The organism is Alteromonas sp. ABD4_190, from assembly GCF_056160105.1.
This window is the reverse complement of record NZ_JBSWWN010000001.1, coordinates 2866672-2891387: the sequence shown is the minus strand read 5'-3', so window position 1 is coordinate 2891387 and position 24716 is coordinate 2866672. Positions and strand designations below refer to the sequence as shown.

The 24716-nt window shown below is 44.3% G+C and carries 15 protein-coding genes, 2 tRNA genes and 3 rRNA genes; 8 read left to right on the top strand and 12 right to left on the bottom strand.

Annotated features, from left to right (window positions below; all coding sequences use genetic code 11):
• Positions 1 to 99: 99 nt before the first annotated feature.
• Positions 100 to 678 (top strand): EF-hand domain-containing protein, encoded by a 579-nt coding sequence (locus tag ACXAFM_RS12720; RefSeq protein WP_474830003.1) that lies wholly within the window; start codon positions 100 to 102, stop codon positions 676 to 678.
• Positions 679 to 1036: 358 nt separating this feature from the next.
• Positions 1037 to 2773 carry an AMP-binding protein gene (locus ACXAFM_RS12715; RefSeq protein WP_474830001.1) on the top strand — a complete coding sequence of 579 codons (1737 nt, stop codon included), beginning with the start codon at positions 1037 to 1039 and terminating at the stop codon, positions 2771 to 2773.
• Positions 2774 to 3175: 402 nt separating this feature from the next.
• Here the strand turns inward: ACXAFM_RS12715 and rrf are convergent.
• The 5 genes from rrf to ACXAFM_RS12690 all read right to left on the bottom strand — a co-directional run bounded on the left by rrf (position 3176) and on the right by ACXAFM_RS12690 (position 8537).
• Positions 3176 to 3291 (bottom strand): 5S ribosomal RNA (rrf, locus tag ACXAFM_RS12710).
• 215 nt (positions 3292 to 3506) lie between these two features.
• Positions 3507 to 6382, bottom strand: a 23S ribosomal RNA gene (locus tag ACXAFM_RS12705).
• A 349-nt stretch (positions 6383 to 6731) separates the two neighbouring features.
• Positions 6732 to 6808, bottom strand: a tRNA-Ile gene (locus tag ACXAFM_RS12700).
• 43 nt (positions 6809 to 6851) lie between these two features.
• Positions 6852 to 6927: transfer RNA gene (locus ACXAFM_RS12695), tRNA-Ala, on the bottom strand.
• A gap of 77 nt (positions 6928 to 7004) precedes the next feature.
• A 16S ribosomal RNA gene (locus ACXAFM_RS12690) occupies positions 7005 to 8537 on the bottom strand.
• The 16S, 23S and 5S rRNA genes sit together here with 2 tRNA genes alongside, the layout of an rRNA operon.
• 472 nt (positions 8538 to 9009) lie before the next feature.
• On the opposite strand from ACXAFM_RS12690, the gene ACXAFM_RS12685 reads away from it, so the two are divergent.
• A complete protein-coding gene (locus tag ACXAFM_RS12685) occupies positions 9010 to 9474 on the top strand; it encodes an RNA recognition motif domain-containing protein (RefSeq protein ID WP_474834763.1) in 465 nt (154 codons plus the stop codon).
• Positions 9475 to 9549: 75 nt separating this feature from the next.
• On the opposite strand, the gene ACXAFM_RS12680 is transcribed toward ACXAFM_RS12685, so the two are convergent.
• Positions 9550 to 10866 carry a DUF5610 domain-containing protein gene (locus ACXAFM_RS12680; RefSeq protein WP_474834761.1) on the bottom strand — a complete coding sequence of 439 codons (1317 nt, stop codon included), beginning with the start codon at positions 10864 to 10866 and terminating at the stop codon, positions 9550 to 9552.
• 190 nt (positions 10867 to 11056) lie between these two features.
• Here ACXAFM_RS12680 and trmA point away from each other — a divergent pair, with 190 nt between their 5' ends.
• A complete protein-coding gene (gene trmA / locus ACXAFM_RS12675; RefSeq protein WP_474834759.1) occupies positions 11057 to 12154 on the top strand; it encodes a tRNA (uridine(54)-C5)-methyltransferase TrmA in 1098 nt (365 codons plus the stop codon).
• A 78-nt stretch (positions 12155 to 12232) separates the two neighbouring features.
• Here the strand turns inward: trmA and fabR are convergent, their stop codons facing one another.
• Positions 12233 to 12826 carry an HTH-type transcriptional repressor FabR gene (fabR, locus tag ACXAFM_RS12670; RefSeq protein ID WP_423078933.1) on the bottom strand — a complete coding sequence of 198 codons (594 nt, stop codon included), beginning with the start codon at positions 12824 to 12826 and terminating at the stop codon, positions 12233 to 12235.
• A gap of 340 nt (positions 12827 to 13166) precedes the next feature.
• On the opposite strand from fabR, the gene ACXAFM_RS12665 reads away from it, so the two are divergent.
• Entirely contained in the window at positions 13167 to 14294 is a 1128-nt protein-coding gene (locus tag ACXAFM_RS12665; RefSeq protein ID WP_474834757.1) for an acyl-CoA desaturase, read from the top strand.
• 239 nt (positions 14295 to 14533) lie between these two features.
• On the top strand, positions 14534 to 15955 hold the full coding sequence (gene sthA / locus ACXAFM_RS12660) for a Si-specific NAD(P)(+) transhydrogenase (protein ID WP_474834756.1): 1422 nt from the start codon (positions 14534 to 14536) through the stop codon (positions 15953 to 15955).
• A 54-nt stretch (positions 15956 to 16009) separates the two neighbouring features.
• Here sthA and ACXAFM_RS12655 read toward each other — a convergent pair whose 3' ends face one another.
• Complete coding sequence (locus ACXAFM_RS12655; protein WP_025254039.1) at positions 16010 to 16315, bottom strand: hypothetical protein; 306 nt, start codon at positions 16313 to 16315, stop codon at positions 16010 to 16012.
• 114 nt (positions 16316 to 16429) lie between these two features.
• Here ACXAFM_RS12655 and ACXAFM_RS12650 point away from each other — a divergent pair, with 114 nt between their 5' ends.
• Positions 16430 to 17008 (top strand): uracil-DNA glycosylase family protein, encoded by a 579-nt coding sequence (locus tag ACXAFM_RS12650; protein WP_474834754.1) that lies wholly within the window; start codon positions 16430 to 16432, stop codon positions 17006 to 17008.
• On the opposite strand, the gene ACXAFM_RS12645 is transcribed toward ACXAFM_RS12650, so the two are convergent.
• Entirely contained in the window at positions 17005 to 19230 is a 2226-nt protein-coding gene (locus ACXAFM_RS12645) for a bifunctional diguanylate cyclase/phosphodiesterase (protein WP_474829987.1), read from the bottom strand. The two genes, ACXAFM_RS12650 and ACXAFM_RS12645, sit on opposite strands and share 4 nt — an antisense overlap.
• Before the next feature lie 244 nt (positions 19231 to 19474).
• On the opposite strand from ACXAFM_RS12645, the gene ACXAFM_RS12640 reads away from it, so the two are divergent.
• On the top strand, positions 19475 to 20278 hold the full coding sequence (locus tag ACXAFM_RS12640; RefSeq protein ID WP_474834752.1) for a TIGR03899 family protein: 804 nt from the start codon (positions 19475 to 19477) through the stop codon (positions 20276 to 20278).
• On the opposite strand, the gene ACXAFM_RS12635 is transcribed toward ACXAFM_RS12640, so the two are convergent.
• From ACXAFM_RS12635 to ACXAFM_RS12625, 3 genes are read right to left on the bottom strand one after another with little or no spacing between them, the layout of a single operon-like run.
• Positions 20275 to 21021: a phosphoadenylyl-sulfate reductase gene (locus ACXAFM_RS12635; protein ID WP_474834750.1), complete on the bottom strand. Its 747-nt coding sequence runs from the start codon at positions 21019 to 21021 to the stop codon at positions 20275 to 20277. The genes ACXAFM_RS12640 and ACXAFM_RS12635 overlap by 4 nt on opposite strands.
• Complete coding sequence (gene cysI, locus ACXAFM_RS12630) at positions 21011 to 22732, bottom strand: assimilatory sulfite reductase (NADPH) hemoprotein subunit (RefSeq protein WP_474829981.1); 1722 nt, start codon at positions 22730 to 22732, stop codon at positions 21011 to 21013. Before cysI ends, ACXAFM_RS12635 begins: the two co-directional genes overlap by 11 nt.
• The gene (locus tag ACXAFM_RS12625; RefSeq protein WP_474834749.1) at positions 22732 to 24555 is read right to left on the bottom strand and encodes an assimilatory sulfite reductase (NADPH) flavoprotein subunit; all 1824 of its coding nucleotides are present in this window, start codon (positions 24553 to 24555) and stop codon (positions 22732 to 22734) included. Before ACXAFM_RS12625 ends, cysI begins: the two co-directional genes overlap by 1 nt.
• Between the last annotated feature and the right edge of the window lie 161 nt (positions 24556 to 24716).

Sequence of the window (24716 nt, the reverse complement as noted above, 5' to 3'; positions counted from 1 at the left end):
GTTTGTTTGAGGAATTAACTTCAATCAACATGCGTTCAATTTAGTGATTAGGGCAATTGATAGCCCGTGTTCGCAAAGAGAAACAGAAGGAATTTGATTATGAAGATCACAAAGTTAAGTACGATTACTAGTGCTGTTGTTGCAGCTACACTATCTGCGTCAGCATTCGCAGGCCATCATGAAGAAAAGATTTCTAAGAGCTTTAACGCGCTCGATCAAGACGGTAATGGCTACATAGTCGGTTCAGAATCGTCAGGTACAATCGACAGCAAATTAGTATCTAAAATGGATACGGACGGCGACAGTATGGTTAGCCGCGCAGAATTTAATTCATTTGTTGATGAAAAACCATCTATGTTCAGTGACGAGGTTATCACGCAGGTTAAAGCTGAAGGTACAACAGATGCTGTACTCACTGAAGAAGGTAATCCGGCACTTTTTTCTAAAGCTGATAACGAAATGATTTCAGAAAAGAATAAAGAGTTGCGCACTGAGATGTCTGCTACAGCCAATACTAAGTTCACTAAAATCGATATGGATAGCGATGGTAAAATCAGTGAGAAGGAGCTAGAAATGGCCGACGTTGAAGGCGACTTTGACTCAATGGATGAAGATGGTGATTCGTACATAACTCGTATGGAATACCGGACCTATTTTGAAGAGATTGAATCAGAATAGTTAAACTAAACAATTCATAGTATTCCCAACTATGTAGCCCCGCTTAAAGTGCGGGGCTTTTTTATTTTACCTCAGACAATCCAACCCCACGACACTCATAAGTTCGCCCTCCTAATAAATGATCTGCGACGAAATACTAATATTTTTCGTTAAACAGCACCGTATACGACCAACATCTTGTCGACAAAACGCATTTGCAACCATATTGTTAATAAAGGTTAAATATTTTGTTTACTCAATTGTGCATTCTGTAACTAGCGCAAAGATCGCAATTGTGTACTTCGATTTCAAAATCATGATGGTGATTATCTAAAATTACATTTAAATCAGATGCGTACGCGCATGGAGGCAAGGAATAATGGAATCAAACACACAGTCAAACACTGTATTTCCACTTCAAAAAAGTCAGTTTAGCGGTCCTAGTGATGCTGATCTGACATCACTCACAATAGGTCAATACTTCAAAAAGGTTGTCGACAATTATGGCGATAACCCAGCGATCATCGTAAAACATCAAAGTATTCACTGGACCTATCAGCAATACTGGCGTGAAGTAGAACGTGTGGCCTGTGGTTTACTAGCCAATGGCGTAGAGCCAGGTGATCGAGTTGGGATATGGTCCCCCAATAACATCGAGTGGTCACTTGTACAAATGGCCACGGCCCGCATTGGCGCGATCATGGTATGTCTTAACCCCGCTTACCGCCCAGCTGAATTAGCCTTTGCTATTAACAATGTCGGGGTGAAGCACTTGGTGATGGCACAGTCTTTTAAACAGTCGAACTACATCGCCATTTTAAAAGAATTAGCCCCGGAACTAGATTCCGACGATCAGAGTCGAACTGACGCGGCGCTATCGCTCTCGAAGATCCCTTCTCTTAAACACGTATATACTATCGGTGAAACGTCTGTAGACGGCTTACAGGCATTTTCAAAACTCCAAGTAGAGCCTACTAAGGCTTTAAAATCGCGGTTAATAGACATCGAAAGAACGCTAAATGCTGATGATAACATCAACATTCAATTCACCTCAGGTACGACTGGCAACCCGAAAGGCGCAACACTCACTCATCGTAATATATTAAATAATGGTTTATTAGTATCAGAAGCAATGAGATTTACGCACCAAGATAAACTTTGTATTCCCGTACCGCTCTATCATTGTTTTGGTATGGTGTTGGGGAACTTAGTCTGTTTAGCGTCCGGCGCATGCGCAGTATTTCCTGGGGAGTCTTTCGACCCCGAACAAACGCTTCGCACAGTAGAAGAAGAAAAATGTACAGGTTTACACGGCGTGCCTACCATGTTCATCGCCGAGCTAGAGCTTCCTAACTTTAGAAGCTTCGATTTATCGAGCTTGAGAACTGGCGTTATGGCGGGAAGTACATGTCCTGAGGAACTCATGCGTAAAGTCCATAGTGAATTTCATATGACCGAAGTCGTTATAGGTTACGGTCAAACAGAATGTAGTCCTATCAATCATATTACCGATAATGATTCCCCATTTGAGAAACAGGTTAAAACAGTCGGCCGAGCTATGCCTCATACCGAAGTAAAAATTATCGACGCACAAGGCAGTACTGTTCCAATCGGAGAGCCGGGTGAGATTTGTGCAAGAGGCTATTGCGTAATGAAAGGTTACTGGGGAGATGAAGCTAAAACTAGAGCTACCATAGACGACGAAGGTTGGCTTCATTCTGGCGATCTTGGCGAAATGGACGAACAAGGCTATGTCACTATTGTAGGCAGAATAAAGGACATGATCATACGTGGGGGCGAGAATATTTATCCACGAGAAATCGAAGAGGTGCTGTACCAACATGACGACGTATCCGACGCAGCTGTGTTCGGCATACCCGATAACAAGTATGGTGAGCAAGTGTGCCTTTGGATAAAAGCAAAAGACAATAGGCATGTAGATAAAGCTCAAATACGAGACTACTTAACGTCAAAACTTGCTTATTTTAAAGTGCCTAAATACATCAGTGTAGTAAAAGAGTACCCAATGACAGTAACAGGCAAGCTACAGAAGTTTAAAATGCGCGAATACATGATAGAAACACTGAAGAAGCAAGCCCAACAAACCGAAGCATAATCCCAGCAAATAGTGGGGTCAGAGTACATTTCTTTTTTTAACGAGAGTGAGAGCCAAAAAGTACTCTGACCCCTTTACTCCTGAGTGAAAAGACTGAAGGTCTGTATCGGAGTTTGTGCGCCTTAAACTATTCGATAAATAAAACTTTCACAGTAACTAGAAGTAGGTAAAAAGAGCAGTCGCAGAAAAACACATTTTAATAATGGGGTCAGAGTACATTTCTCTGATTTAACGGCATTGGGGGATAAGGGAATAATTATGTCCTGATGTTTAAAGTAATAAAGTACTCTGACCCCAATTTGAGGTTTTGCTGGGGGGAGTGGGGATTAATGTACTCTGACCCCATTTTTTCTTTCTTCCAAACGCAAAAAACCCGCCATTAGGCGGGTTTTTCTTAATGGGACCTGGCAGTGTCCTACTCTCACATGGGGAAACCCCACACTACCATCGGCGCTAATACGTTTCACTTCTGAGTTCGGAATGGAGTCAGGTGGTACCGTATCGCTATGGCTGCCAGGAAAAACTTTTAGTGCAGAATCATGACGTTTTTTTTGTCATGACTTCTGCGCAAGGAGGACTAACAGTACTCTCAGGAGTATGTTTAATCATCGTTGCTTAATAACTAACAAATCGGAAAGTTTGATATTAATTCAATCAGTGAGTAACTACTTTTCACTCTACTTACTTTAGCTTGTCTACAACACTCAAAAGCCTAAAGCTTCTTGGGCGTTGTATGGTTAAGCCTCTCGGGCAATTAGTACAGGTTAGCTTAACGCCTTACAACGCTTCCACACCCTGCCTATCAACGTCATCGTCTATAACAACCCTTCCAGAACTTAAAGTTCAGGGATGACTCATCTTTGGGCCGGCTTCCCGCTTAGATGCTTTCAGCGGTTATCCGTTCCGAACATAGCTACCGGGCAATGCGATTGGCATCACAACCCGAACACCAGCGGTTCGTCCACTCCGGTCCTCTCGTACTAGGAGCAGCTCCCATCAATCATCCAACGCCCACACCAGATAGGGACCGAACTGTCTCACGACGTTCTAAACCCAGCTCGCGTACCACTTTAAATGGCGAACAGCCATACCCTTGGGACCGACTTCAGCCCCAGGATGTGATGAGCCGACATCGAGGTGCCAAACACCGCCGTCGATATGAACTCTTGGGCGGTATCAGCCTGTTATCCCCGGAGTACCTTTTATCCGTTGAGCGATGGCCCTTCCATACAGAACCACCGGATCACTATGACCTACTTTCGTACCTGCTCGACGTGTCTGTCTCGCAGTTAAGCTAGCTTATGCCATTGCACTAACCTCACGATGTCCGACCGTGATTAGCTAACCTTCGTGCTCCTCCGTTACTATTTGGGAGGAGACCGCCCCAGTCAAACTACCCACCAGACACTGTCCACAACCCCGATAAGGGGCCAATGTTAGAACATCAAACATACAAGGGTGGTATTTCAAGGACGGCTCCACACAATCTAGCGACTGTGCTTCAAAGCCTCCCACCTATCCTACACATGTAGGTTCAATGTTCAGTGCCAAGCTGTAGTAAAGGTTCACGGGGTCTTTCCGTCTAGGTGCGGGTACACAGCATCTTCACTGCGATTTCAATTTCACTGAGTCTCGGGTGGAGACAGCGTGGCCATGGTTACACCATTCGTGCAGGTCGGAACTTACCCGACAAGGAATTTCGCTACCTTAGGACCGTTATAGTTACGGCCGCCGTTTACCGGGGCTTCGATCAAGAGCTTCGTCCGAAAACTAACCCCATCAATTAACCTTCCGGCACCGGGCAGGTGTCACACCCTATACGTCCTCTTACGAGTTTGCAGAGTGCTGTGTTTTTAATAAACAGTCCCAGCCACCTGGTCACTGCGGCCTCCATTTGCTTACCACGCGAAGTGTTCACAAACAGAGGCGTACCTTCTCCCGAAGTTACGGTACAATTTTGCCGAGTTCCTTCACCCGAGTTCTCTCAAGCGCCTTAGTATTCTCTACCTGACCACCTGTGTCGGTTTGGGGTACGGTTCATATAATCATAAGTTTAGAAGCTTTTCCTGGAAGCAGGGCATCAACAACTTCACTCCCTTGGGAGCTCGTCTCGTGTCTCGGCCTTGAAAACCCGGATTTACCTAAGTTTTCAGCCTACGCACTTTCACTTGGACAACCAACGCCAAGCTTGCCTAGCCTTCTCCGTCCCTCCATCACTGATTATATAAGTACGGGAATATTAACCCGTTTCCCATCGACTACGCATTTCTGCCTCGCCTTAGGGGCCGACTTACCCTGCCCTGATTAGCATGGGACAGGAAACCTTGGTCTTCCGGCGTGGGAGTTTTTCACTCCCATTATCGTTACTCATGTCAGCATTCGCACTTGTGATATGTCCAGCAAGCTTTACAACTCACCTTCATCCACTTACACAACGCTCCCCTACCCAGCATGTAAACATGCTGCCGCAGCTTCGGTATATTGCTTAGCCCCGTTACATCTTCCGCGCAGGCCGACTCGACTAGTGAGCTATTACGCTTTCTTTAAAGGGTGGCTGCTTCTAAGCCAACCTCCTAGCTGTCTATGCCTTCCCACATCGTTTCCCACTTAGCAATATTTTGGGACCTTAGCTGGCGGTCTGGGTTGTTTCCCTCTCCACGACGGACGTTAGCACCCGCCGTGTGTCTCCCGGATAGTTCTCATTGGTATTCGGAGTTTGCAAAGGGTTGGTAAGTCGGGATGACCCCCTAGCCTTAACAGTGCTCTACCCCCAATGGAATTCGTCCGAGGCTCTACCTAAATAGATTTCGGGGAGAACCAGCTATCTCCCGGTTTGATTGGCCTTTCACCCCCAGCCACAAGTCATCCCCTAACTTTTCAACGTTAGTGGGTTCGGTCCTCCAGTTGATGTTACTCAACCTTCAACCTGCTCATGGCTAGATCACCGGGTTTCGGGTCTATACCTAGCAACTAAACGCGCAGTTAACACTCGCTTTCGCTACGGCTCCGCTATTCGCTTAACCTTGCTACTAAATATAAGTCGCTGACCCATTATACAAAAGGTACGCAGTCACCCCGAAGGGCTCCCACTGCTTGTACGTATACGGTTTCAGGTTCTATTTCACTCCCCTCACAGGGGTTCTTTTCGCCTTTCCCTCACGGTACTGGTTCACTATCGGTCAGTTAGGAGTATTTAGCCTTGGAGGATGGTCCCCCCATATTCAGTCAAGATAACACGTGTCCCGACCTACTCGATTTCACTGTAAAGATTGCGTCGTGTACAGGGCTATCACCTTGTATCGCTCCTCTTCCCAAAGGATTCCACTACATTCAATACAGCTTAAGGGCTGTTCCCCGTTCGCTCGCCGCTACTAGGGGAATCTCAATTGATTTCTTTTCCTAAGGGTACTTAGATGTTTCAGTTCCCCTCGTTCGCCTCGTTACACTATGTATTCATGTAACGATACCTGTAAACAGGTGGGTTTCCCCATTCGGACATCTGTGGCTCAAATGCATTTTGTCGGCTCACCACAGCTTTTCGCAGACTTACACGTCCTTCATCGCCTCTAACTGCCAAGGCATCCACCGTATACGCTTCGTCACTTAACCATACAACCCCAAACAGCCTTTTGACTTCTGTCTAAGTTATGTCGTATGCATGACAAGCTAATCGGAAGAATTGCCTTGCTATCAATAAATTGATAACAAGCAATTCAGTCAAGTAGAGTAAAAAGTTCATCTTTCGATTTCTCAGTTACTCAATTTTGATTGATTACTATTAATATCAGCTTTCCAAATTGTTAAAGAACATTCGATGTTTCCTGCAAAAGCAGTACTTTCATCTTTAGAGTAAAAAACCCTAATCAATGCTTACTGAAACAGTAAATATTCATTAGGATTTCGGGTCCAACGTGACACGTTTCTACCTTTGTTACCTTCCTTTCTTAAAGTAAGGAAATGGTAGGCTTGGGCAGACTTGAACTGCCGACCTCACCCTTATCAGGGGTGCGCTCTAACCAGCTGAGCTACAAGCCTTCAGTTTCTAAGTTTGTTAGCAACAAACCCAGTTTCAAGTAGATGGTGGAGCTAAGCAGGATCGAACTGCTGACCTCCTGAATGCAAATCAGGCGCTCTCCCAGCTGAGCTATAGCCCCATAAACTTGTGTCGTTCTTCATTTTAAACAAGACTATCTGTGTAGGCACTGCATCAAGGCGTCTTTCGACGTAATGGTAAGGAGGTGATCCAACCCCAGGTTCCCCTAGGGTTACCTTGTTACGACTTCACCCCAGTCATGAAACACAAAGTGGTAATCGTCCTCCCGAAGGTTAGACTAACTACTTCTTTTGCATCCCACTCCCATGGTGTGACGGGCGGTGTGTACAAGGCCCGGGAACGTATTCACCGCAGTATTCTGACCTGCGATTACTAGCGATTCCGACTTCATGGAGTCGAGTTGCAGACTCCAATCCGGACTACGACATTCTTTAAGGGGTCCGCTCCACATCACTGTCTCGCTTCCCTCTGTAAATGCCATTGTAGCACGTGTGTAGCCCTACACGTAAGGGCCATGATGACTTGACGTCGTCCCCACCTTCCTCCGGTTTGTCACCGGCAGTCTCCTTAGAGTGCCCAACTTAATGCTGGCAACTAAGGACAAGGGTTGCGCTCGTTGCGGGACTTAACCCAACATCTCACGACACGAGCTGACGACAGCCATGCAGCACCTGTGTCAGAGTTCCCGAAGGCACCAATCTATCTCTAGAAAGTTCTCTGCATGTCAAGTGTAGGTAAGGTTCTTCGCGTTGCATCGAATTAAACCACATGCTCCACCGCTTGTGCGGGCCCCCGTCAATTCATTTGAGTTTTAACCTTGCGGCCGTACTCCCCAGGCGGTCTACTTAGCGCGTTAGCTTCGCTACTCACGACTTAAAGTCACAAACAGCTAGTAGACAGCGTTTACGGTGTGGACTACCAGGGTATCTAATCCTGTTCGCTACCCACACTTTCGCACATGAGCGTCAGTCTTTGGCCAGGGAGTCGCCTTCGCCACTGATGTTCCTCCAGATATCTACGCATTTCACCGCTACACCTGGAATTCCACTCCCCTCTCCAAGACTCTAGTCTGCCAGTTCTAAATGACCATCCCAGGTTGAGCCCGGGGCTTTCACATCTAGCTTAACAAACCGCCTGCGTGCGCTTTACGCCCAGTAATTCCGATTAACGCTCGCACCCTCCGTATTACCGCGGCTGCTGGCACGGAGTTAGCCGGTGCTTCTTCTGTTGTTAACGTCACGGCTAGCAGGTATTAACTACTAACTTTTCCTCACAACTGAAAGTGCTTTACAACCCGAAGGCCTTCTTCACACACGCGGCATGGCTGCATCAGGGTTTCCCCCATTGTGCAATATTCCCCACTGCTGCCTCCCGTAGGAGTCTGGGCCGTGTCTCAGTCCCAGTGTGGCTGATCTTCCTCTCAGAACAGCTAGAGATCGTCGCCTTGGTAAGCCTTTACCTTACCAACTAGCTAATCTCACTTGGGCCTCTCTTTGCGCCGGAGCCGAAGCCCCGTTTGGTCCGTAGACATTATGCGGTATTAGCAGTCGTTTCCAACTGTTATCCCCCTCGCAAAGGCAAGTTCCCAAGCATTACTCACCCGTCCGCCACTCGTCAGCGAAGTGCAAGCACTTCCTGTTACCGTTCGACTTGCATGTGTTAGGCCTGCCGCCAGCGTTCAATCTGAGCCATGATCAAACTCTTCAATTAAATATATCGAAATATGAATCGTCGTTGTGACACTCTTAACGAGTGCCCACACAGATTGTCTTGTCTAAATTTTTAAAGAACATTCACTAGAAGCTTTGCTTCTTAGTGACTCACCCTGTTCGAGTGAGGTGCGCATTTTACATCGTTTATTTTCAATGTCAACCATGTTTTTAAACTTTTTATTTGCTTGAAAACTTGGTTTCGCACTTGTTGCTAAGTTGGCTTTGTTTTCCTCGAAGCCCCCTCAAAACGTGGAGCGCATTATAGATACCTATTGAGAAAGATCAACACTTAAATTGGATTTTTTTGCATTTTAAGGCACTTTTGGTGTTAACCGTTCATTTCTGCATCATTTCCATTGGCTCAATGCATCTTTCGACTAGTTTTTTCACATTTTATTGTTCAAATTGTTACAAATGAGTAAACTATATACAGCCTCCAACACCATAATAAACAATAGAAAGGTAGGTATATGAAAGTAGGCTTTATTCAATGCGCTGTAATTAGCGCTATTTTTGCAATTGCAGGGTATTTGTTATTTTCTTCTGCTAGTTTAAACGTCCATGTTCCACTTACCGTATCGGCAGCTCTGCTGATAAGTGGTATCGTTACTCCTTGGCTAGCGTCTCTTATTCAAAGTCCATCTTCCTCAGATGCCAGAGCACACACCAATAACGGATCAGTCGAAACTTTATATGTGGGTAATTTACCCTATAGAGCAAACGAGAATGCAGTAAAGGAGTACTTCAGTAACTTTATTGAAGTACAGTCAGTTCGTTTAATGAAGGATCGCAAAACTGGAAAAAGAAAAGGTTACGGTTTTATCGAGGTTGTTACTGACGACCTTAGTAGTGTTATTGATAAAACTAACGACTCAATCTTCCAGGAACGAACGTTGAAAGTTCGACCTGCAAAAGACAAAGTCGAACACGCGTAACTCTTATTCGTAGTTTTTAGTTATGTAAAAAAGCCCGGTAAGCTCTCGCTTCCGGGCTTTTTATTGCCATAAGCTTTAGCTCTCGCTGGTTTCAGCAGATTGAGGAAGGCCATCTAATAAAGTTTGGTTAAAAGAACGAAATCTATTTATAGCGGATATAAGGTCAGGAACCTGTACATCTTCCATCTCGTTAATAATACCAGCTATTAACGCATTATAGTCTTCACTACTTTCTAACTTACTTTCTGCATTAGTAAAGGTATCCATCATCTTCTCTAGATATTGAGCGATTGGACTAACTACATTACCGTATTTCGCGTTGTCGCTTTTATCTTCGTTATAGTGCTGAATATTTTCGTATGTCTTTAGCACTTCGGTTTGCGTAGTCCTATTTAACTGTAGTGCGTAACCAACCAACTCTTTATCATCAAAGCCCAAACTCAGTGCTTCTTCAAATGCCTTGTCGATATCACCACTATAGAAGGTATCAGCTAGATCCTGCACCTGCCCAACTAAATCAGCTATCGATTCCAACTCATCTTCATCAAGTTCTCCTTTCAATGAAAAACTAATGCCGCTTCGCTCGAAATATTGATAAGAAGTTTGCTCAGTGTAAGACGCTGAAAAATTGCTTTCACTTTGCTCACCACTACCGTCAGATTGCTCTTGAGATGCCTGAGCTTGAAAATTAAGTTGCTGAGAAGCCTGGAAAGAACGCAGGCTTTCAAAACTAAAGCTCACTTCATCACCATCTTTAGTTCGAATCATCAAACTACCGCTTTTTTCGTCCGATGCTGCAACAGCTTCTAACGAAGACAACTGGACAGCATTAGGCTGCTGGCGTCCAAAGATATCGGTTTCTAGATCATTAATACCCGTATCAATAAGATCCCGGCTTTTCGTTATACCTTGCTCAATCTCTTCATTCATAAACCCAGCGAGATCTTTTTCAGCCATTGCGAAACCACGGCTTACTCCTTCTCTTGCTTGGCTAAATAGCCCGGTCAGCTTTTCGTCGCTGGCACCTCCATCGGCTGCGCCGCGAATAACGCTACCCACGAACTTAAGTACGTTTCGGGCTACTTTTTCAAAATCGAATAAATCGTTCGACTTTTCTTCAAGATTTTTCTCTTTCGTTTCTTGTGGTTTTTGCCCATCTATTTCCAACGCTTGATTAATATTGCTACTTACCACGCGCAAGCCGATACTCGTCTGGCTACTTGAAACAGATACTGAAGCCGCTTGTTGCTTCGAGAACTCAGCGGCTTGCTGCAATCCGTCTTGCTGTAGCTGCTTTTTCAGCGCTTCATTCGGGTGAACCGTTGCCTTTTGATCCGCTTTCTGATCAACCTTTTGGTCTCCCATAAAAGCTTTAATTTGACCCACGTTCATAATTTGATCCTCACTATCCTCATTCTTATTATCGGCAAAGAATCAATATTGTTTAATATTAATACAGCATTTTTTTCTAAAGGCTACTTAGGCAATCACGCGTATTAATAATGAAGAAGTCGGGAGCGCTTGTTGCAGTTATTTTTTAAGGGACTACAATTCGCGACCTCAACAATGAATGGAGAATTTTATGACCACCACTGAACAACAACGCTATCAAGATCAGTTAGACGAAAAAGTAAATCGTCTCACCGCGTTGCTTTCTCCATTCAATGCCCCTGAGCTTTCTGTATTCCCATCTCAGCCAACACACTACCGCATGCGCGCAGAGTTTAGAGTGTGGCACGAGGGCGATGACTTATTTCACATCATGTTTAATCAGGAAACGAAAGAAAAATATCGTGTCGATAGCTTTCCCCCTGCATGTAAAGCAATAAACGATGCGATGACACTTTTGCTTGAAGAAGTAAGACCAAACGAAACTCTAAGAAAAAAGTTATTTCAAATCGATTACCTTTCTGCGTTGTCTGGTGAACTTGTTATAAGCCTTCTATACCATCGTCAACTAGATGAAGAATGGCAAGTGGCAGCAAGAGAATTAAAAGCGACACTTGAAACTCACTTTCCTAAAGTAAACATCATTGGTCGCGCTAGAAAGCAAAAGATTATTATCGACAACGATTTTGTAATTGAGCGTTTACCAGTAAACGGAAGAGAATTCGTATTCAAGCATATAGAAAATAGCTTCACTCAGCCAAATGCCGAAGTGAACTGTAGCATGATTGAATGGGCTTTAGATTGTGTTAAGCCACTCTCTGGAGACTTACTAGAAATGTATTGCGGTGCCGGTAACTTTTCACTTCCGCTAGCACTTCACTTTGATAATGTGGTGGGTACCGAAATAGCTAAACCTTCAGTGCAAGCAGCTCAGTTTAATATTGAGCAAAACGAGCTGAGCAATGTAAAAATTGTAAGGTTAGCCGCCGAAGAATTCACACAGGCTATGAAGGGCGAGCGTACGTTTAGTCGCTTAGAAGGCATTGATTTAAGCACTTATAATTTCACCACTGTATTGGTTGACCCTCCAAGAGCTGGATTAGATGAAGACTCGCTAAGAATGATTCAGGATTACGATAATATTGTGTATATCTCGTGTAATCCTGAAACTTTGGCGCAGAACCTTGAGCTTTTGAGTGAAACTCACGACGTTTCTCAATCGGCGCTATTCGACCAATTTCCTTTCACTCATCATATTGAGGCAGGCGTTCTACTTACACGCAAAAGCTAGTTTGCGTGTAAGTAAGAAAAAAGCTCACACTGAAATATAATTTGGAAGAACATTTGATACTATATATTTTCCTCCTTGCTAGGCTTTCTGCGTAGCGCCTACTTGAACAAAGCGAAGCTGCGCTTTCACCCTTTCACCAATTTCGCGGCGAAGTTTATCGTCTGCTTCTAATGCTTCAGCTCCGGCACTGAACACCAGTCTTACCATGGCATCGGCTTGTAACTGGGCACAGGCGTACTCCACGCCTTGCTGTTCGATGATGTAATCAGTAAGTTCATCGATGAAATGTTGAATTTCTCTAAATACTGCTAATCGGTAAGCAGATGATGTACCGGTATGCTCGCGTAATAATAAACGGAATACGTTTGTGTTGGCCGCGATGAACTCCATGAAGGTTTCCACAGAGGTATGAATGACGCCGCCACCTGAAGCAATGCGCCTTCTAGCTTGACGCATAAGCTGACGAAGCGCTAAACCCGCTTCATCCACCAGCGTTAAACCCAACTCGTCCATATCTTTAAAGTGTCGATAAAACGACGTGGGAGCAATCCCAGCCTCTCGGGCGACTTCACGCAAGCTGATTGCCGATAAACTGCGGTTTTCATCTAGCAGTGAAAACGCGGCATGGATGATATTTTGACGGGTTTTTAATTTCTGTTCTTGTCGGCTCACGTTCGCCCCCTGTGTTCATTAACATTTAATGGTCTGATGATTTTTTAACTTTAGAGTCTACTGTCAACGTCATCTGAATAACCATTAACGCAATCGAACCTCGTACATCAAAGACTAACATTCCTAGTTTATCGCAACACGCCCTGATGGGGAAAGGAAAACAAAATCATCTCTTTTATAAACAAGGGTTAAGCGTTAATTCTTACGTTTTAGCTACGTTTTTGCCACCCTAGGCTATAATTAAACTTCACACATGTAAGCAGAACTTATCTTGGTTTTGCTTGCCTGAAGCCTCGTAAAAAGATAAATTAGCGAACAGTTGTAAGCCAAGTTGTATAAAATGAAAAAACCTCCTCTTATCCTAACGAATATGCTGGTATTTATAATATCGGGCGCAATTGCATTTATAGGTGTGCCGCTATGGGTGGCATATCAGGGTATCGATTGGGCAGAAATCGGTACCGCTATATTCCTATTCTATTTCACCGGCATGTCGATAACTGCTGGATATCATCGCTTGTGGTCACATAAAACCTACGATGCCAACATTGTAGTTCGTGTTGTATTAGCTATTGGTGGTGCCATGGCCCTGCAAAATAGTATTTTGCACTGGTCGTCAGATCATCGCGTTCACCATCGCCATGTAGATGACAACGACAAAGACCCCTACTCTGCAAAGAAAGGGCTTTGGTTTGCGCACATCGGCTGGATGTTACGCGAGTATCAAGCTAAGCGTTACGATGATTACAGCAACTGTAAAGATCTACAAAAAGATAGCGTTGTAATGTGGCAGCACAAATACTACTTGCCTATCGTACTCGCTGCTAACTTTGGTATCACTGGTCTGCTGGGTTATCTGAACGGCGACGTCATGGGCATGATATTAGTAGCTGGTGTATTGCGCTTGGTGCTAGTTCACCATGTTACCTTCTTCATTAACTCACTTGCTCACTTCTGGGGTAGTCAGCCTTACACTGATAAGAATACGGCACGTGATAATGGCGTTTTAGCATTCTTCACTTTTGGTGAGGGTTATCACAACTATCATCACATATTTGAGTACGACTACCGCAATGGCATTCGTTGGTATCAGTTTGATCCTACCAAGTGGCTAATCAGAGGCCTGTCTTTTGTAGGTTTAACGTCGAACCTTCGCAAGGTACCTGAAGAGCGTATCGAAAAAGCGCTTGCGGCGATGCAGCTTCAAAGAGCAAGTGAAAAAGTATCACTTCTGCCGAACGCGGAAGAAATGATGCATACTATTCAAGAAGAGTACGACTTGTTGATGCAGCGTATGAGTGAATACTATGCCACGAAAAAACGCGTAATGCGCGTTAAGCAACGCACCTTAAAGCGGAGTATTGAAGGGCTTGAGCTTGCATATAAATACAAAGAGCTGAAACACGCCTTTGCTGTTCAGAAAGAAAAATGGACACAATTGCAGAGTTTGTCGCTTCAAATGGCGTAACTATTTTCTTTACTCTTGTATTCGTAGAAAACCACATAAGTCTATGCTTATGTGGTTTTTTTTGATCTATAGTTTGAATGACACTTCAAGTAAGGTAGTTATACTAGAGTTTGTAAGGTTGGCATAAACAGCTTAGCTTTAGACTAAGTTCGATGTTCAAACTACATCATAAACTGAATTATGGCGGTTATTGTGATTTCAGACGCCACATCATAGAAGTAATAATACGGGAAGATAACATGGCAACGAAGCAAAAAACTAAAGCTCCGTCGTATCATTACGATGCGATAGTTATAGGCACTGGCCCCGGTGGAGAGGGTGTTGCAATGCAGCTTGCCAAGGCCGGTAAAAAAGTGGCAGTGGTAGAACGCTACGAAGCTGTTGGCGGTGGCTGTACTCATTGGGGAACCATTCCGTCTAAAGCGCTTCGTCACTCTGTCAGTCGTCTTATTGAATACAATACGTCTCCCCTGTTTGCCGACAACCACTTAAGTAAGAGCCTTACATTTTCAGACATCATGCGCCATGCTAGTGGTGTAGTGAAAAGTCAAACTCGCCTGCGTTCTTCTTTTTATGATAGGAACCGCGTTACCTTGTTTCATGGCGAAGCCAGCTTTGTCGATGCCCACACCTTGGAAATAACTCGAGAAGATGGATCGAAGGACACGGTCACAGCAGCACAAATAGCGATAGCCACAGGTTCGCGCCCCTATTGTCCGAAAGATATCGATTTTAATCACCCCCGTATTTATAACTCTGACACCATCTTATCTTTAGATCACGATCCAAAGTCCATCATAATTTATGGTGCAGGTGTAATTGGGTCGGAATATGCCAGTATCTTTAGAGGCTTGGGAGTAAAAGTCGATCTGGTTAATATGCGCGATCGCCTACTTTCATTTCTTGACGACGAAATATCTGATGCGCTTAGCTACCATTTATGGAATAACGGCGTGCTTATTCGCCACAACGAAACTTATTCTTCGGTTGAGGCCACCGATGACTCGGTAATTTTGAACCTAGAGTCAGGCAAGCGCATGCGGGCCGATTGCTTATTATTTGCCAACGGGCGTACGGGCAACACAGATACCCTGAAACTTGAGAATATTGGTTTAAAAGCTGATGGTAGAGGCCAGCTTAGAGTAAACGAGAATTATCAGACTGACGTAGACAATATCTTTGCAGTTGGCGATGTGATTGGTTATCCAAGCTTAGCATCAGCAGCTTATAATCAAGGACGCTTTGCTGCAGAAGCCATGCTTGGCATTAAAACACACTCTGCATTGGTAGAGGATATTCCGTCTGGTATATACACCATTCCGGAAATTAGTTCGGTAGGTAAGACAGAACAAGAACTTACTGCAGCCAAGGTACCTTATGAGGTGGGTAGAGCCCAGTTCAAGCACTTGGCCAGAGCGCAAATTGCGTCAACGCAGACAGGGAGTTTGAAAATCTTGTTTCATCGTGAATCAAAACAGATCTTGGGAATTCACTGCTTTGGCGAACGTGCCTCAGAGATTGTTCATATCGGCCAAGCCATTATGCAGCAAAAAGGTGAAGGCAACACCATAGACTACTTCGTTAACACTACATTTAACTATCCAACCATGGCGGAAGCATATCGTGTTGCTGCCATCAATGGGCTAAATAGGATTTTTTAACAGATACAAAAAAGCCGGCGAAATTGTCGCCGGCTTATATGCGTTAACTAAAAATTAGTTACGGTTCGCAGCAAGCGCGTTAAGCGAGTCTTTATGTGCTACGATGTCGATGTGCATATTTTCTTGATCGAATGTCATTGTTGCAATAGCGTAGTCACCCTGACTTTCGCTTGCAATGTCGATCAGCTTTGCTTGTGCATCACGGAAACGAATGTTATTGCCGATTTGATCAGACATACATTGGTTATTCATTTCGAATGTTTTCGCATCCATGCAATCGAAAAGCTGGTTCTCACCAGATTCCGCATGCGCAATACCAAAGGCTGCTGATAGAGCTAATGTTAGTACTACTTTACGCATGTTTCTTCTCCTGTGCTACAGTCTACTACTGTCACTATTAAACATACTGTATATACATTAGATAGTCAAATTTAGATCACACTAATATGACAGAAGTATGACAAGAAGAAATAATTGGAGAAAATTTTGAAAGGGCACGATGCATTGGTTGCCAAAGCTAAGAATTGCACGCTATGCGCCCCTTATCTACCGCACACACCCAACCCTATTTTTAGCACTGCTGCACCAACCAAGATACTTATTATTGGACAAGCACCGGGGATGAAAGCGCATGAAAATGATAAGGCTTTTGCGGATCCGAGCGGAGATCGGTTACGCGATTGGCTATCGGTTTCTAAAGAGACCTTTTACAACCCGCGGCTAGTTTCTATTATGCCAATGGGCTTTTGCTTTCCAGGTTTTAGAAACGGCGCTGATGCTCTTCCCAGAAAAGAATGTGCACCTACGTGGCACAATCAATTTCTTTCTTATTTAGAACCTAAAATAACGCTTTACCTAGGTAGATACTCGCAACAGTATTACTTACCACAATACAAAACATTAACTGAAGCTGTACGCAGTCCGACTGAAACACACTTTGTCCTACCCCACCCATCTGGTAGAAACAACAGGTGGCTCGCAAAAAATCCTTGGTTTGATTTAGATATCCTCCCTAGGTTGCGACACACGATCGAGTCTGTATTGAAAGTTTAGTCGTGCTCTTCAAGAAACGCTAAGAGCGCGTCGAACGGCATGGGCTTCGCATATAGATACCCCTGAGCTTCGTCACAGCCGAGCTTTATCATGTAACTCGCCTGCTCTCTTTTTTCCACGCCTTCAGCAATAGTCAGTAAGCCTAGCTTGTTCCCCAGCGTTACTATGGTTTCAGCTAACACTGCACTTGCGCCTGGCTTAATATCTTTAACGAATGAACGATCAACCTTTAGCCGGTCTAGCGGTAGCTGCTGTAGATAACTCATGGAGGAAAAGCCTGTTCCAAAGTCATCAATAGCTATTTTAACGCCGAATTCTTTTAGCGAGCGCAAAGCATCAATAACAATTTGTGGTTCATCCATCACCACACTCTCTGTTATTTCGAGTTCTAATAAGTTCGGGTCGCAGTTGGCTTTGGAAAGTGCTTGTTTTACTTTCTCCACAAATAACCTGTCGCGAAATTGTGGAATAGAGATGTTAACAGCAACTCTAAGATGCCCGTAGCCCTTGTCTTTTAACGCTTGAAGGCGTCGGCATGACTCTTCCAAAACCCATTCACCAATATCAACAATAAGCCCAGAATACTCGGCCAACGGAACAAAGACAGCAGGAGAGATATAACCGCCCTCGCCATCGGGCCAGCGAAGTAGGCCTTCCATACCCACCACTTTTTCATTCAGTAAATCCACCTGCGGTTGAAACCACAGTTCCAACTTACGTGCCGCAAAATCACTGCGAAGTTGGCGAATCATATCAAGGCGCCAAGTTGTCTGATCTTCGATATCTTTGGCATAATATTCAAAGTTATCAGTCAGGTTTTTCTTGGCGCGATTTAGCGCGATGTTAGTACGCTTTAAAATTTCGATACCAATGTGACGTTTATTATCCAGCTTACATAGTCCAAGAGTAACGTTTACAGGTAGGGTGTGATCACCGACCAGAAATGAAGACTGAAAAATATTGTTGATTGATTTAGGACAAACTAGTTCATCCGGGCCAATAAGACCAAACACGTCGGCACCTATGCGGCCCTTTTGAACAGAAACATCTAGCGAAGAATGAAAGCGCTCGCTAATTGCTCGTAAAAGCTCATTACCAACCTCTTGGCCAAGACCATCATTGATATCAGAAAAATGATTTACATCAATAAGTGCAACAGTATAATTTTCTCCCGCAAACAGATGAGGTTTATCAAGCATGTTGATAAATTCGTTACGGTTAGGCAAACGCGTTAACCAATCTCTAAAGGCAGCGTTTCTCAACTCATGAAACAAATTGACGTTTTCATAACCTACCGAAATGCTAGATAAGAATACTTCTAGAAGGTTTTTATCCAATTCACTGATTTCGTGAGTTTGCCTGACGTATACGGCGGCTTCGAACCCTGCGCGACTTATATAAAGCACAGAGCAGGTTGCCTCAAATATGTGCTGTTTAAGCCGTAAACAACGACTTATATTTTCTTCAATTTCAATGTTGTTAACGTCTACGACCGGGTGATTGATAAATTTCGCATATTCACCCGCGGCACCAAGGACATACACTTGTTCGTCGTCTTGGTCTAAAAGGGAGCCGGCTCGGGCACATAGCAGCCCTTCAGAGTCGAGGCCTATAAGAGAACTAATTTGCGTAACAACCCCTTCACAAAACTCCTTAACCGAATGTTCTTCAAACAAATTCGCGGACGAGGTAATTATCTTTTCTAAGCCAGCGCGACTTTGACTAATGGTTACAATTTGCTGGTAAGAGCGCAGCGAAGAAATAATGGTTGTAAGGAGCTTGGAGCGCGTAAGTTCCGTTTTCGTTTTGTAGTCGTTAATATCGTAAATTTTTATGACTTGCTCTTCAGGTGCATAACCTGGCTGTCCTGTACGCAAAATAATACGAGGCTCGTACAATTTCATGTCTTCACGAATATATTTAACGACATCAAAGCCTGCATCGTCGGTTTCCATCACAACATCTAGCAAAATGATAGCGATACTGTTACCGAATTCGTGAAGTTTTTCTTTTGCCTGTTTTGCAGAATAGGCGTGAATGAAGTTTAATTTGCGATCGTTTACGGTGAGATCAGATAGCGCAAGACGTGTTACCGTATGAATTTCCTCATCATCATCGACAATAAGAATATTCCAGTCTTTGCCCAATAATACAGGCTCTGTAACTGAATCATCGTCATCTAAAAAAATTAACTCGTCGTTATCGTAATCCATTGCCGACATTACCGCTCATTTCCCCGATACATACAAAACAAGAATGCACGACTTACTGTATTAAGGAGACAATCGCATTGATAAATGGGTTACGCAATGCAATAGTGCTCTCATGTTACATGCTAATTTACATTCAATTATTTAAATCAATATGAAGATTACACCTCAGCATTTGCCCCCTGAGATTAAAAAAACTCAGAACACGGAAGTCAGTAACGCGAAAGCGCCTAGTGACAACCCCGCTGCTGATAAAATGGCGAGCTCTATCAAAGCGGATGCGAGCCGCCAACGCATGTTGTCATGGTTTGCTAGAGTGGGTATTAGCCCTTCTATGATGTCTCCTGATCCTAAAAAGCAAAAACATGCGCTGGAACGAAGGAAACAAATTCTAGAAACCCAAAAAGCGAGCAATCTTCAGTCTGTTTTAAATATAGCACTAAATGTTTCAATCAACGAACAAACTAGCGATAATCTTGATGCAGATTGGTTTTTTGCCTTTAGTACCATGGCCGAGGAAATTTACAGCCAACCAATGCAAGAATTGTGGGGCAAGATTTTTGCCGTTGAGGTCGCTCATCCCGGTAGTTTTTCACTTCGCACTCTGCAATTGCTCAAAACGCTCACGCACAGAGATGCCAAAGTATTTAATAAGGCAGTTAACGTAGCGAGTCGAAAAAGTAATGATTCCGTACCGCGCATATTGGTGGGGTATCATAAACGTAAAGGTCTGCTCTCGTTTCTCAAAAAAACCATTCCAGAACAATTAAATTTAGCCTCTGTTGGACTTAGTTACCCAGACCTATTGTCGCTGCAGGAAATGAAGTTAATTTATGCCAGTGAAATCGAGAGTGGAGAATATGTAGAGGGGCAACAGGTCACATGGCGATGTGTTAATGAGAATATAACGCTTACATGTAAAACTTCTGGGGCTGCTTTGGTTTATTACAAGTTTACTTCTGTAGGCAGTGAGCTTTACAAACTGGTTACTAAATCCTCTAACGAAAGGTATTTACAAGAATTGAAAAAAGTATTGGGCGAGGTATTCAACATAAGTTAAATACCGTCACCAAATTCGTGTAATCCACATTCGCGCTTTAACCCGAAGAAGCGGGTATCCTGCTCACTCATACCTTCTTGCAGCGACTGCGTTGTATGCCAATCACCAATAGACACATAACCTTGTTCCCAAAGCGGGTGATAAGATAAATCATTGTCTTTTAGGTAATAATGAAGGTCTTTATTGCTCCAATCGATAATTGGATAAAGCTTGAACTGCTGTCCTACTTTTTGAAGCACTGGCAGCTTGCCACGGGTATCAGATTGACTTCTGCGCAACCCTGCGAACCAGGTACCCGCATTCAGTTCACCCAAAGCACGCTGCATTGGTTCAACTTTGTTCATCTTGTTGTATTTTTCAATACCATCGATGCCTTGCTCCCAAAGCCTACCAAATCGAGCTTCTTGCCACGCAGATGACATTTTTGCGCTGTAAACGTGCAAGTTTAAATTAAGCTTTTCAACCAGCTCATCAATAAATTTGTACGTTTCTGGAAACAAATACCCGGTATCAGTGAGCACAACGGGGATATCCGGTTGTGCTTGAGTCAGCATGTGCAGCATAACTGCCGACTGCGCTCCGAAACTCGAAGACACAATATGAGTATCGGGCAAGTTGTCCAGCGCCCAAGCTACTCGCTCTTGCGCTGTCATTTTTTCCAACATATCGTTGATATCAGCAAGGTCTTCCTTGCTGATATCAAGCGTAAGTGGTTGCTGCTTTTCTGCTGTATTATTCGTCATAGAAATCCCGTGCGGAGTCTACTACTGGTTTTACAACACCAGCGCGAACAACATAATCACCAAAGGCCTCGCCACTCTCACGCTCTTTAGCCCATTGACCAAGCAGCGTATCTAACTCTGCCATGATTTCTTGTTCACTAATGTTTTCTCGGTACATACGTGGGATACGCGTACCTTCTCGATTGCCCCCTAGGTGCAAGTTGTACTTGCCTGGACCTTTACCTACCAAGCCAACTTCAGACAACATCGCGCGACCACAGCCATTAGGACAGCCAGTTACGCGGAAGATAACGCTGTCTTCTTCTAAACCGTGTTTGGCAAGCAAGCCTTCTAGCTCGGTAACAGCATCTGGCAGGTAACGCTCAGCTTCAGCCATCGCTAGCGGACAAGTTGGCAATGCAACACAGGCCATTGAATCAAGGCGCTGATTAGAAACACTTGGCGCAATGAGGCCATGCTCACGAGCTAAGGCTTCTACTTTGTCTTTGTCCTGGGGTGGAACACCAGCAATAATCAAGTTCTGGTTTGCGGTTAAACGGAAATCGCCTTTATGTATTTTGGCAATTTCTGCGCAACCTGTTTTTAGCGTTTTACCTGGGTAATCCAAAATACGACCATTTTCGATAAACACAGTCAGGTGGTATTTGCCGTCAATGCCTTCAACCCAGCCAAAACGGTCACCACGGTCGGTAAATTCGTAAGGTCGGCTATCTTGGAAAGTCACGCCTGCGCGCTTCTCAACTTCAGCTTTGAAGTTGTCTACGCCAACACGCTCTAAGGTGTATTTGGTTTTCGCGTTCTTACGATTAACACGATTACCCCAATCACGCTGCGTGGTAACAACCGCAGCGGCAACGTCTAGCGTGTTTTCCAGCGGTATAAAACCAAAGTCAGAGGCTTTACGCGGATACGTACTCTTATCACCGTGGGTCATTGCTAGACCACCACCAACAAGCACGTTAAAGCCAATTAGCTGACCATTTTCTGCAATCGCAACAAAGTTAAGGTCGTTTGCGTGAACATCAACATCGTTTTGCGGAGGAATAACCACGGTAGTTTTAAACTTACGCGGCAGATAGTTATCACCCAAAATAGGCTCAACAGGCTTTTCAGTGGTCTCAACTTTTTCACCATCTAACCAAATTTCAGCATACGCGCGAGTTTTGGGAAGTAAGTGTTCACTTATTTTTTTAGCCCATTCAAATGCCTGAAGGTGAAGCTCAGATTCAACTGGATTAGACGTACATAGTACGTTTCGGTTTACATCACCTGCCGTCGCAATCGAGTCAATGCCAGCTTTGTTTAGCATTTGATGCATAGACTTGATCTTAGGCTTTAACACACCGTGAAACTGGAAAGTTTGACGAGTGGTTAAACGAATACTGCCATACATGGTGTGGTCAGCTGCAAACTTATCAATCGCTAGCCATTGGTCAGGCGTGATAACACCACCCGGTAAACGCGCGCGAAGCATCACATTATGAAGCGGCTCAAGTTTTTGCTTTGCACGTTCTGCTCGAATGTCACGGTCGTCTTGCTGGTACATACCGTGGAAGCGAATAAGCTGGAAGTTATCAGCTGTGAAACCACCGGTAAGATCATCTTTAAGATCGGTAGTGATGGTACCGCGCAAATTATTACTCTCGCGCTTTAGACGCTCGTTGTCAGCCAGTTTGCCCTCAACGATAAATGGTGATTTTTCGTTACTCATTAATAGACATCCTTCTGATAACGTTTCGCTTTTCGTAACTCTACAATATAGGCTTTAGCATCGGCCTCAGATTTTCCGCCGTGCTCCTGCACAATATTGATTAAGGCGTTTTCTACATCTTTCGCCATGTGCATTGCATCACCACACACATAAAAGTGTGCGCCCTGCTCTAGCCATTCGTACACTCCTTTACCGTTTTCTAATAAGCGGTGCTGAACATATACTTTTTCTTCTTGGTCACGAGAGAATGCAAGCGTAATTTTATCTAGCAGACCTTCTTTAACGTAACCTTGCCACTCTACCTGGTATAGGAAATCTTGCGTAAAATTAGGGTTGCCGAAGAACAACCAATTTTTGCCCTCAGCGCCTTGCACATCACGCTCTTGCATGAAAGATCTAAACGGCGCAATACCTGTACCCGGTCCTACCATGATCACTGGCGTATTAGGATCTTCCGGCAAACGGAAGTTATCGTTGTTTTCAACGAAAACTTCTACCTCACCATTTTCTTCTAAATATTCGCACAAGAAGCCAGACGCACCACCTTGATGACGGTGGCCAAACGCTTCATAGTCGACGTGAGCTACCGTTAAGTGTACTTCATCTTCAACGTCAGCTTGGCTCGATGCTATTGAGTACAAGCGTGGTGTTAATGGGCGCAATGCATCAACAAGCTGCTGTTCAGACAGCTTACCTGGGTGGTCACGCACGATATCAATGATTTGACGCTCAGCCATGTAAGTACGCAGCTGCGCTTTATCTTCCATCAAGGTCGCTAACGATTCAGAGCCGGTCGCTTCTTGATAAGACTTAATGAAATTAGGGTAGCTTAAGGTTAATTCAAGCTTGGACGTTAATGCATCAGTTAACGACATTGTCGCATCACCTACAGATACTTCAGCATTGCCATCTAACGACAAAATACTAATAAGCTCTGATACCAAAGAAGCAGCGTTCTTGAACCAAACGCCTAGCGCGTCACCTGGTTTGTAGGTAATTCCACTATCTTCAAGGCTTATTTCAATGTGACGGATATCTTTAACTGAATCGCGACCCGTAATCTTCTGGGCATCAATCAACGTTGCCTTGAACGGTGCCTTTTTGGTGTAAGTCTGTGCTGCTACACCCTGCACTGCTGCGCCAGTTTGCGCCGCTACCGCTGCCTGTGGTGCCGCACTAAAATCATCTTTTAATGATTCAATAAGCTTGTTTAACCATGCTTCGGCTTCCGCTTCATAGTCAACATCACAATCAAGGCGCTCAACAATAGGCTTACCACCTAACTTTCCTAAGCGCTCATCGAAGTCTTTACCTGTTTGGCAGAAAAACTCGTAACTGCTATCACCTAACCCCACAACGGCGTATTTAGTGTTCGCAAGCTTCGGGGCTTTTTTACCCGCTAAGAATTCGTGCAGTTCGATGGCATCATCGGGTGCATCACCTTCACCGTGGGTACTTACAAATACCGCTACGTGGGTTTCTGCTTTTAAGTTGCGAGGCTTGTAATCAGCCATGCTAACAAGCTTGCTGTTAAAGCCTGCTTCCTCTGCTTTGGCTTGACACTGCGCAGCCACACCTTTCGCATTACCTGTTTGTGAGCCATACAGTATAGTTAGCGTTGGCGCATCACCGGCTACCGCAGGGGCGCTTTGTAAAGCAGGGGCAACCGAGCCGCCTTGCGCAGCCGCCATGCCTGCTGCATAGCCACTTACCCAAGTAAGTTGATCACGATTTAAGCCTGCAATGGCTTGCGTAATGGCATTCCACTGCTGTTCGTTTAATACCGCGCCTGGCGCTGAGTTCGAATTAGAATCTTGTGACATAGTCTTTTAGCCTTTTATCAATGGCGCTAAGGCTAACGGCTTTCTTCAAGAAGAGAAAAGAATAAATGAAACTTTTTTATTACTGAAAGTGCTAATGACTAAGTGAATAAGTAATAACGCACCTAAACGTTACCCTCGGAAAACAAAAAAGGCGTGAACTG